Origin of the sequence: Pseudonocardia ailaonensis, from assembly GCF_039531635.1 — a bacterium.
Taxonomy (GTDB): Bacteria; Actinomycetota; Actinomycetes; order Mycobacteriales; family Pseudonocardiaceae; genus Pseudonocardia; species Pseudonocardia ailaonensis.
The window spans coordinates 447,952-457,179 of the sequence record NZ_BAAAQK010000012.1 but is presented as its reverse complement, the minus strand read 5'-3'; the positions used below and the strand labels follow the sequence as shown (position 1 = coordinate 457,179).

Genomic DNA, 9,228 nt, shown 5'->3' with positions numbered 1-9,228 from the left:
CGGTGGTGCCCAGCGCGGAGCCCGGCCGCGCGGTGGTGCTCGGCACCGGCGGGACCGCGCAGGCGGCGAACGCCGCCCTCGCGGAGCTCGGCTACCGGGAGCCGATCGTGCTGGTCCGCAACGCCGGGCGGGCGGGTGCGCTGCGGGAGACCGCCGAGCGGCTCGGCGTCGCGCTCGACCTCCGCCCCGTCCTCACCGACGAGGTGGCCGCGGCCCGGACCCTGACCGGCGCCGACGTCGTGATCTCCACCCTCCCCGCCCGCGCCGCCGACCCCCTCGCCGGCGCCCACTGGCGGCCCCCGACCGTCGTTCTCGACGTCGTCTACGCCCCCTGGCCCACGGTCCTCGCCGGCGGCGCCGCCGCCTCCGGCTGCCGGATCGCCAGCGGCCTCGACATGCTGCTCCACCAGGCCGTCGCCCAGGTCGAGCTGATGACCGGCCACGCCGGCCCCGTCGACGCCATGCGCACCGCCCTCGCCCGGGCCGCCCGCACCCGCCGCTGACCCCACCCCCGCGAGTCGGCACCTTCGGGAGGCCGAAACCCACATCTCGGGAGGCGCCGGCCGTCGACGACAGGCAGCACGGCCCGCAGCCCACCATCCACTGCCGGTGCCTACTGCCGGTACCTACTGCCGCAACCCGCTGCCCACCGCCGCTACCTGCAGCCCGCAGGCCCCAGCCCGCCGCCCGCAACCCCCAGCCCCCAGCCCGCCGCCCGCAACCCCCAGCCCCCAGCCCCCAGCCCCCAGCCCGCCGCCCGCAACCCCCAGCCCGCTGCCCGCTGCCCGCTGCCCGCTGCCCGCTGCCCGCTGCCCGCTGCCCGCTGCCCGCTGCCCTGGGATGATCGCCGTCTCGGTGCCGCCACGCACCCGTTCCCTGCCTCACAGCACTCGAACGGTGATCATGGCCGGCCGCGGTCGCTCGACGCGCGACCTTCGGCCCGCTCGCGCACCATGGGGCCGTGGGTGACCGGATGGAGCGGGCGATCGAGGAGCTGCTCGACGCCCGGACCGGCTCGATCTGCCCCTCCGACGCCGCCCGCACGGTCGATCCCGACGACTGGCGCCCGCTGATGGACGAGGCCCGCGAGGCCGCCGCCCGCCTGGCCGCGGCCGGATCCGTCGAGGTCACGCAGGGCGGGGAGGTCGTGGATCCCGGCACCGTCCGCGGCCCGATCCGGATCCGCCGGCCTCCCGCTGCGGGGGCGTCCTAGGGTCCGGGCACCGGGGGATCCGGATACCGGAGGGTCCGGACGCCGCAGGGTCCGGGCACCGCAGGGTCCGGGCACCGCAGGGTCCGGGCACCGCAGGGTCCGGGCACCGGGGGGTCCGGACACCGCAGAGCCCGGACACCGCAGAGCCCGGGCGCCGTAGGGTCCGGGCGTGAGCGACGTCTACACCCACGGGCACCACGAGTCCGTCCTGCGGTCCCACCGCAGCCGGACCGTCGAGAACTCCGCCGCCTACCTCGCGCCGCTGCTGCGCCCCGGGCTCGACCTGCTCGACGTGGGCTGCGGGCCGGGCACGATCACCCACGATCTCGCGGCGCGGGTCGCGCCGGGCCGGGTCCGCGGGATCGACGTCGTGGAGGCACCGCTCGTCGAGGCCCGCAGGCTCGGGGACGGCGCGGACTTCGCGGTCGACGACGTCTACGCGCTCTCCGACCCCGACGGCTCCTACGACGTCGTCCACGCCCACCAGGTCCTGCAGCACCTCTCGGATCCCGTTGCGGCGCTTCGGGAGATGCGCCGGGTGGCACTCCCCGGCGGGGTCGTCGCGGCGCGGGACGCGGACTACGCCGCCTTCACCTGGTTCCCGCTCGACGAGCGTCTCGACGCCTGGCTCGACCTCTACCGCCGGGTCGCCCACGGCAACGACGCCGAACCCGACGCCGGCCGCCGCCTGCTGCACTGGGCCCGCGCCGCGGGGTTCACCGAGGTCACTCCGACGGCGTCGGTCTGGTGCTACGCGACGCCCGACGCCCGCGCGGCCTGGGGCGGGATGTGGGCCGCCCGGATCCTCGACTCGGCGATCGCCGACCAGGCCCTCGACCAGGGCCTCGCCACCCGCTCCGACCTGGAGGGCATCTCCGCGGCCTGGCAGGACTGGGTCGCCGCCGAGGACGGGTGGATCATGGTCCCCCACGGCGAGATCCTCGCCCGGGCCTGAGTCCGGACCTGAGTCCGGGCCTCGGTCGTGAGTGGCGATGGTCGCCATGGCGACCATCGCCACTCACGGGGCGCGGTGGACGGAGACGGCGTAGTCGCCGCCCTCGTAGGGATCGCCGGCCCAGGTGGCGAGGCGGGTCTCGGGGGCCAGGCCGGTGCACCAGGCGTCGTAGTCGGCGAGGGTCGGCCAGCCGGGCCGCAGCGAGAAGCCGGCGACCAGCCGGCCGCCGGGGGCGAGGTGTCGCGCGCACGAGGCGACGACCTCGGGCCGCGCCGCGGCCTCGGCGTAGGGGATCACGTTGCCCGCCAGCACGATCACGTCGAACCGGTCGTCGAGGGCGAGCTCCTCCAGGCCGGAGAGGATCCAGCGCAGGCCGGGGGCCTTCGCCCGCGCCGCCGCGATCATGTCCGGGTCCGGGTCGACGCCGAGCACCGTGATCCCGCGGCGGCCCAGCTCGATCGCCACCCGGCCCGTCCCGCACCCGCCGTCGAGCACGGAGCGCGGGCGGAAGGAGGCGACCAGATCGGCCTCACCGTGCGGGTTCTCCCCCGCCTCGGCCATCCGCGCCCAGCGGTCGTCGTAGCGGCCGAGGTCGACCGACGCCTTCCAGCGGTCCCAGTCCTGCGGCAACGTCACCCCGGCAGTCTCCCAGGGCCTGCCCGCAGCGCCGATCACACCGCCAGGGGGCTGCGCGCGGTCAGGCGGCGGCGCAGCCAGCGGCCCAGCCGCAGCCCCCGGAAGTCCGGGTGGACCAGCAGCACGATCTCGCCCTCGACGGACCCGCCCAGCGCCACCAGCCGCCCCGCCCCGTCCCGGACGAGCAGGGCCTCGCCCAGCAGGGCCCGGAGGTCCTCGTCCGTCCAGCTCGCCGCCGGTGCGGCGTCGCCGGCGAGGCACTCGCACAGCAGCTCCTCGGCCGCCGCGACCTCGCCGCCCGTCGCCGGTGTCGCGACGAGCTCGTCGCCCGAGAGCAGCACGATGTCCCAGCGCGGCATCGTCGGCTCGGCGGCCCGCAGGAACGCCTGTGCCCGCGCCGCCTCGGTCACGGTGAACGGCGCCCACTCCCGCGTCGCGACCAGGTGGCCGCCGCCGGGGGCGGGCACGGAGAGCACGTGCGGGTGCGGGGCGGGCTCGTCCGGCTGCCACCCGGCGTCGTCGGCGTGCACCAGCGACGCGAGGCCGCGGGCGAGGTCGGCCGGGCCGCCGCTGGCCTGCATCGCGAGGTCGAGGGCCCGGGTGGGGCCGTCGACCAGGTCGTGCGGGTCGGCGGGGGTCACGAGGACCGCACCGGGATCGTGCGCCCCGACCGCACCGCGGATCGCGGCGGCCAGCTGCTCCGTCGTCAGGCGGGACCCGACGACCATCTCGTCGACCACCGAACGCGAGTCCTGCCCGTGCACGGCCAGGCCGAGGATGTTGCCGCCCGCGCGCGCCACGGCGTCCGTGAGCCGGGCGAGCGCACCGGACTCGTCCGGCAGCCGCACCCGGACGTTGTGCAGCACGGGGACCCCGCCGGCCGCGGACCGCTCGTCGGCCGATCCCGGGCCGAATCCGGCCTCGGGAAAACGGACGGGCCCCACTCCGACCACGAGCCCCGACCCGAACACGAGTCCCCCGTCGGGCAGCGACGCCGGCTCGCCGGCACCCGGCGCGAGCACCGGTGCACCGACCGCCGTGCCCCGGCCGTCGACCAGTGCCTGCCCCGGCCCCACCGCCTGCCGCCCGATCGCGCGCAGCGCCGCCCACATCGTCACCTGGTTCGCGGTGAGCACTGGCTTGCCGAGCTCCCGTTCGAGCGAGGCGATGACGTCGTAGGTCGCGAGGTTCGTGCACGAGACGAACACCGCGTCCGCGTCCGGCCGGTCCGCCGCCCGCACCGCGGCGACGACCTCGTCCCCGCCCACCTCCCAGATCCGGCCGAGCAGACCCAGACCGACACTGTGGACGGTCTCGATCCCGTGCGCGGAAAGGAACTCCTCCAGCAGGCGGGTGAGATCGTCCACATAGGGCGTGACCACGGCGACCCGCGTCGCCCCGACCGCGCGCATGCCCTCGACCAGCGCGCCCGACGTCGTCAGCGCGGCCGGGGCACCCGCCTCACGGATCACGCGGGTGAGCGCGGCCTCGCCCGCGGCGCCGTCGACGAAGCTGCCCGACGTGCACGCGTAGGCGACCACGCCGGGCCCCGGCTCTAGCACGTCCCGGGTCGCGCGCCGGACGGCCCCGGCCTCGGAGATCGCGCGGGCCATGTCCGCGGTGACCGGCGCCGGGACCGCGGGCGTGCGGGTGACGTGCAGCGCGGCGTCCTCCGGCACCCAGCGCCAGAGCTCGCGGTCCAGCGCGAAGTCGAAGGGCACGACGACACCCACCCCGGCCGTCGGCCCCACCGCAACGATCTTCATGGGTTCCACGGTGGAACGCGCATGTGTCCCGTCAGGATCCGCCGTGTTGCCGCTGGGTAAGACAGCGACCGACGGCGCCGCAGGCGCGTCAGGCCGGCGTGACGACCCCCACCTCCTGCCGCACCGCCGCCAGCGCCCGGTGCTGCATCGTGCGCACCGCACCCGGGGAGGAGCCGACCACCGCCGCCGTCTCCTCCGCCGTGAGCCCCGCCGCCACCCGCAGCATCAGCACCTCGCGGGCCGCCGGGCTCAGCCGGTCGAACGCCGGCCTCAGCCGCGCCACCTCGTCCCGGAGCGACGCGTGCTCCTCGGGGCCGGGTTCGGACGACGGCCGGTCCGGGACGAGCCCGGCGGTCTCCGGCCGGCGGGCCGCGGCCCGGAAGGCGTCGCTGACCTCGTTCAGCGCGATCCGGTGGACCAGCGCCAGGAACGGGCGCCCACGGTCCGTCCAGCGCGGCAGCGCCCCGAGCAGCGCGAGGCACACCTGCTGGGCGAGGTCCTCGGCCGTCACCCCGGGCAGCCCCCGCCCGATCCGGCCGCGGCAGTACCGCAGCGCGAACGGGTGGGCCTCCCCGACCACCGCCTCGACCGCGCGCCGGTCCCCCGCCGCCGCCCTCGCCACCGTCTCCGCATCGGGTCCGTCCCGCTGTTCGGTCACCCGGACGACCCTGCCCCCGGTCTCGTGATCGACGACGTGTGCGCGCTGAGAGGGTGCTGTGAGTTCCGGTCCGGAATCGGACGGGCGGGCACGGCGTTGCCGAGAACGTGCAGCTCGAGATCTGGTCGGACGTCGCCTGCCCCTGGTGTGCCCTCGGCACCCGCCGCATCGCGGAGGCGCTGGAGCGCTTCCCCGGCGAGGTCGACGTGCGCTACCGCAGCTTCGAGCTCGACCCGGAGGCCCCCGCCCGCCACCCCGGCGACCGCACCGAGCGGATCGCCCGCAAGATCGGCCGGGACGCCGACCAGCTGCGGGCGATGGAGGCGCAGATGACGGCGCTGGCCGCCGAGGACGGCCTGGAGTTCCACTTCGACCGCACGCAGGACGGCAACACGCACGACGCGCACCGCCTGCTGCACCTCGCCTGGGATCTCGGCGGGTCCTCGCTGCAGGCGACGCTCAAGTCCGCCCTGGTCACGGCCCTGTTCCGCGACGGCGAGCCGATCGGTGAGCACGAGGCGCTGCGCCGGGTCGCGGTCGGGGCGGGCCTGCCGGAGGCGGACGTCGAGCGGGTCCTCGGCTCGAACGAGTACGCCGACGCCGTGCGGGACGACGAACGCCTGGCCCGGGGCTTCGGCATCAGCGGGGTGCCGTTCTTCGTGATCGACCGCACGTACGGCATCTCCGGCGCCCAGCCCGCCGACGTGCTCGTCCGGGCGCTCGAGGAGGCCGCTCAGGCCGGGACGCCCTCCGGGAACGCCAGGTAGGTGTCGACGTCGCCGTCGCCGTAGAGCGCGACGAGGCCGGCGGCGATCCACATCAGGGCGGCGAGGAAGTCGTCGCCCAGCCCGTCCGCGACCGGGCCGATCGCGGCCTCCCGCTCCTCGGTGGAACCGATCACGCCGATGACCGTGTCGACGGCGTCGCCGGCCTCGGCGCCGAGCGTGCCGCGCACCCACTCGGGCACTCGCGTCCGGGCGGCCGTCGGGATCGGCCGCGGGCCCTGGTTCGCGAGCCACCCGATCAGCACCATGAACGCCACACCCTGGGCCGGGGCACCGCCGAGGCCGTCCGGATCGGCGTCCGGGTCGCCCATCTCGCCGTCGGACGCGATCAGGCAGCGGACCTCCTCGCGCGCCGGTTCGGCGGTCCCGGCCTCGAGGGTGTCATCCACGGCGCGCCGCACCCGGTCGTCGATGATCTCGACGACCAGCTCCTCCTCGGTCGCCCCGGCGAGGGTGTCGAGGGTGGCCTCGAGGGCCTCCAGCCACTCGGGGTTGCCGTCGTTCGGGCCGAGCCTGCGGGCCGTGCGGATGTCGGCGACGGCGTAACGCATCTCGTCGAGGGCGTCGAGCTCCGACACCGGTCCGGGCTCGTAGGAGTCGAGCCCGGGCACCGTGACGACCGGGCGGCCCTGGCCGACCTGCCTGACCTTCCGCTTCCGCGAGGCCACCTTCGCCGCACGCTTCTGCCCCCGGCCCTGCTGCTTCCTGCCCACACCGCTCCTTCTCGCGCTCACGGCCGGCGGCACCCGCTCGGCCCCGGCGTCAGGTGCAGACCGCCCCCTGGGCCGCCGACCCGACCAGTCTCGCGTACTTCGCCAGCACCCCCGTACGCCGCCCCGTCTCCCGCGGCACCCAGTCCGCGCGGCGCCGTTCGAGCTCGTCCGCGGGGACGTCGAGGGTCAGGGTGCGCGTGGTCATGTCCAGGACGATCGGGTCGCCGTCGCGCACGAACGCGATCGGCCCGCCGTCCGTCGCCTCGGGGGCCACGTGCCCGATGCAGAGCCCGGTGGTCGCGCCGGAGAACCGCCCGTCCGTGACGAGCAGGACCTCCTTGCCCAGGCCGACCCCCTTGATCATCCCGGTGACGGCGAGCATCTCCCGCATCCCCGGCCCGCCGCGCGGCCCCTCGTACCGGATGACGACGACGTCGCCGGGCACGATCTCCCCGTTCGTCACCGCGTCCATGGCGCCCTGCTCGCCGTCGAACACCCGGGCGGTCCCGCGGAACTCGGCCGCGTCGAATCCCGCGGACTTGACCACCGCGCCGTCGGGGGCGAGCGAGCCGCGCAGGATCGTGATGCCGCCCGTGGGGTGGATGGGGTTCTGCAGCGTGTGGATCACCTCGCCGTCGAGCGAGCCGATGTCCGCGAGGTTCTCCGCCACCGTGCGACCGGTGCAGGTCAGCGCGTCGCCGTGGAGCAGCCCGGCGTCGAGCAGCGCCTTCATCACCACGGGCACCCCGCCGACCTGGTCGACCGTGCTCATCACGTACTTCCCGAAGGGCTTCACGTCCGCGAGGTGCGGGACGCGGTCGCCGATCCGGTTGAAGTCGTCGAGCTCGAGGGGCACCTCGGCCTCGGCGGCGATCGCGAGCAGGTGCAGCACGGCATTGGTCGAGCCGCCGAAGGCGAGCACCACGGCGATGGCGTTCTCGAAGGCCTCGCGCGTCATGATCTGCCGGGCGGTGATCCCCTTCTCCAGCATACCGATCACGGCCTCGCCGGAGGCGCGGGCGATCCCGTCGCGACGGCGGTCGACGGCCGGTGGGCTGGCCGAGCCGGGCAGCGCCATGCCGAGTGCCTCGGCCGCGCTGGCCATGGTGTTGGCCGTGTACATGCCGCCACAGGCGCCCTCACCCGGACAGATCGCCTTCTCGATCTCGGTGAGCTGCTCGCGGGTGATCAGGCCGCGCGCGCACTGCCCGACGGCCTCGAAGGCGTCCGCGATGTTGACCTCCCGCCCGTCGACGTGGCCGGGCAGGATCGTGCCCGCGTAGACGAACACGCTCGCGAGATCCAGCCGCGCCGCGGCCATGAGCATGCCGGGCAGGGACTTGTCGCAGCCGGCGAGCAGCACCGTGCCGTCGAGCCGCTCGGCCTCGACGACCGTCTCCACCGAGTCCGCGATGATCTCGCGGCTGACCAGCGAGAAGTGCATGCCGACGTGGCCCATCGAGATGCCGTCGGACACCGAGATCGTGCCGAACTCCATTGGGTAGCCGCCGGCGCGGTGCACGCCCTCCTTGGCCGCCTGGGCGAGGCGCTGCAGCGAGAGGTTGCACGGGGTGATCTCGTTCCAGCTGCTCGCGACGCCGATCTGCGGCTTGGCGAAGTCCGCGTCGCGCATCCCGACGGCGCGGAGCATGCCGCGGGCCGCGGTGCGCTCGATGCCGTCCGTCACCTGTCGGGAGCGGGGCTTGAGATCCGTCACGGGGAACCTCCGTCTGTGTGGGCACGGCGAACCCTGCCACCCCCGGGCCCGCCGCGCAGGCAGGGACGATCGGGACTCGCGGCACGTCCGGTCGACTACCGGCCCGGGCCCATAACCCCAGGCGGGCCGGGTCGTTGCGGTGTTCGGGAACAGCCCCGAGAGGACCTGACGACACGCATGCCCAGACTCCCCCGCACCGCCGCCCTCACCGCCCTCGGAGTGGTGCTCGCCGGCACCGTCTTCGCCGGCGCCGCCTACGCGGACTCCGACGGAACAGCCGGACCTTCCCTCACCGAGGGCACCCCCTGCTCCACCGAGGCCCGCGCCTGCGTGGACCTCGCGAGCAACAAGGCGTGGCTGATCCACGACGGCACGGTCACCCGCGGCCCCGTGACGATCTCGCACGGCGGCGAGGGCAAGGAGACCCCGACCGGCACCTTCGCGGTGCAGTGGAAGGACAAGGACCACAGGTCGGCGGAGTTCAACAACGCCCCGATGCCGTGGTCGGTGTTCTTCGCCCCGGGCGGCATCGCCTTCCACCAGGGCAACCCGCAGAACCCCTCCGCGGGCTGCGTCCACCTCGCCGCCGCCGACGCCCAGGCCTGGTACTCCGACCTCCAGGTCGGCGACCGCGTCGAGATCCACTAACCCCGTGAGTGGCAATGGTCGCCATAGCGACGTGTGAAACTGACGGGGATGGTTGACACCTGGGTCTCTTGATCATTAGGAGACTCGTCTGTGAGTGATCCCCTCCAGGACCGCCAGGTGCGTCGTCGCCTGGCGGT

Annotated in this window: 10 protein-coding genes and 1 pseudogene; 5 read left to right on the top strand and 6 right to left on the bottom strand. The window is 75.3% G+C overall.

Annotation, left to right across the window (positions count from 1 at the left end):
• The 3 genes from ABD324_RS20615 to ABD324_RS20605 all read left to right on the top strand — a co-directional run.
• On the top strand, nucleotides 1–503 hold a 503-nt coding region (locus ABD324_RS20615), incomplete at its 5' end, for a shikimate dehydrogenase family protein (RefSeq protein WP_425565870.1).
• Between the two features lie 458 nt (nucleotides 504–961).
• Nucleotides 962–1,213: a DUF3253 domain-containing protein gene (locus tag ABD324_RS20610; RefSeq protein WP_344419395.1), complete on the top strand. Its 252-nt coding sequence runs from the start codon at nucleotides 962–964 to the stop codon at nucleotides 1,211–1,213.
• A 169-nt stretch (nucleotides 1,214–1,382) separates the two neighbouring features.
• Nucleotides 1,383–2,168 carry a methyltransferase domain-containing protein gene (locus ABD324_RS20605; RefSeq protein WP_344419392.1) on the top strand — a complete coding sequence of 262 codons (786 nt, stop codon included), beginning with the start codon at nucleotides 1,383–1,385 and terminating at the stop codon, nucleotides 2,166–2,168.
• Between the two features lie 63 nt (nucleotides 2,169–2,231).
• On the opposite strand, the gene ABD324_RS20600 is transcribed toward ABD324_RS20605, so the two are convergent.
• From ABD324_RS20600 to ABD324_RS20590, 4 genes and pseudogenes are all read right to left on the bottom strand, one after another.
• Complete coding sequence (locus ABD324_RS20600; RefSeq protein WP_344419389.1) at nucleotides 2,232–2,804, bottom strand: class I SAM-dependent methyltransferase; 573 nt, start codon at nucleotides 2,802–2,804, stop codon at nucleotides 2,232–2,234.
• Nucleotides 2,805–2,839: 35 nt separating this feature from the next.
• A complete protein-coding gene (locus tag ABD324_RS37475; protein WP_486362877.1) occupies nucleotides 2,840–3,652 on the bottom strand; it encodes a hypothetical protein in 813 nt (270 codons plus the stop codon).
• A gap of 207 nt (nucleotides 3,653–3,859) precedes the next feature.
• Nucleotides 3,860–4,570 (bottom strand): annotated as a pseudogene (locus ABD324_RS37470) (maleate cis-trans isomerase family protein); the annotation flags it as partial.
• A gap of 88 nt (nucleotides 4,571–4,658) precedes the next feature.
• Nucleotides 4,659–5,228 (bottom strand): sigma-70 family RNA polymerase sigma factor, encoded by a 570-nt coding sequence (locus tag ABD324_RS20590; protein ID WP_344419381.1) that lies wholly within the window; start codon nucleotides 5,226–5,228, stop codon nucleotides 4,659–4,661.
• 107 nt (nucleotides 5,229–5,335) lie between these two features.
• Between ABD324_RS20590 and ABD324_RS20585 the strand changes: the two genes are divergently transcribed.
• A complete protein-coding gene (locus ABD324_RS20585; RefSeq protein ID WP_344419379.1) occupies nucleotides 5,336–5,995 on the top strand; it encodes a DsbA family oxidoreductase in 660 nt (219 codons plus the stop codon).
• Here ABD324_RS20585 and ABD324_RS20580 read toward each other — a convergent pair.
• Both ABD324_RS20580 and ilvD read right to left on the bottom strand, forming a co-directional pair.
• On the bottom strand, nucleotides 5,962–6,726 hold the full coding sequence (locus ABD324_RS20580) for a hypothetical protein (RefSeq protein WP_344419376.1): 765 nt from the start codon (nucleotides 6,724–6,726) through the stop codon (nucleotides 5,962–5,964). The two genes, ABD324_RS20585 and ABD324_RS20580, sit on opposite strands and share 34 nt — an antisense overlap.
• Nucleotides 6,727–6,775: 49 nt before the next feature.
• On the bottom strand, nucleotides 6,776–8,443 hold the full coding sequence (gene ilvD, locus ABD324_RS20575; protein ID WP_344419373.1) for a dihydroxy-acid dehydratase: 1,668 nt from the start codon (nucleotides 8,441–8,443) through the stop codon (nucleotides 6,776–6,778).
• A 177-nt stretch (nucleotides 8,444–8,620) separates the two neighbouring features.
• Here ilvD and ABD324_RS20570 point away from each other — a divergent pair, with 177 nt between their 5' ends.
• Nucleotides 8,621–9,091, top strand: a complete 471-nt coding sequence (locus ABD324_RS20570; protein WP_344419370.1) for a L,D-transpeptidase — start codon at nucleotides 8,621–8,623, stop codon at nucleotides 9,089–9,091.
• Nucleotides 9,092–9,228 lie beyond the last annotated feature (137 nt).

What these genes read in the sequence shown, in the direction of transcription:
- ABD324_RS20570 (WP_344419370.1), top strand. Translation starts at nt 8,621, where the DNA reads ATGCCCAGACTCCCCCGCACCGCCGCCCTCACCGCCCTCGGAGTGGTG.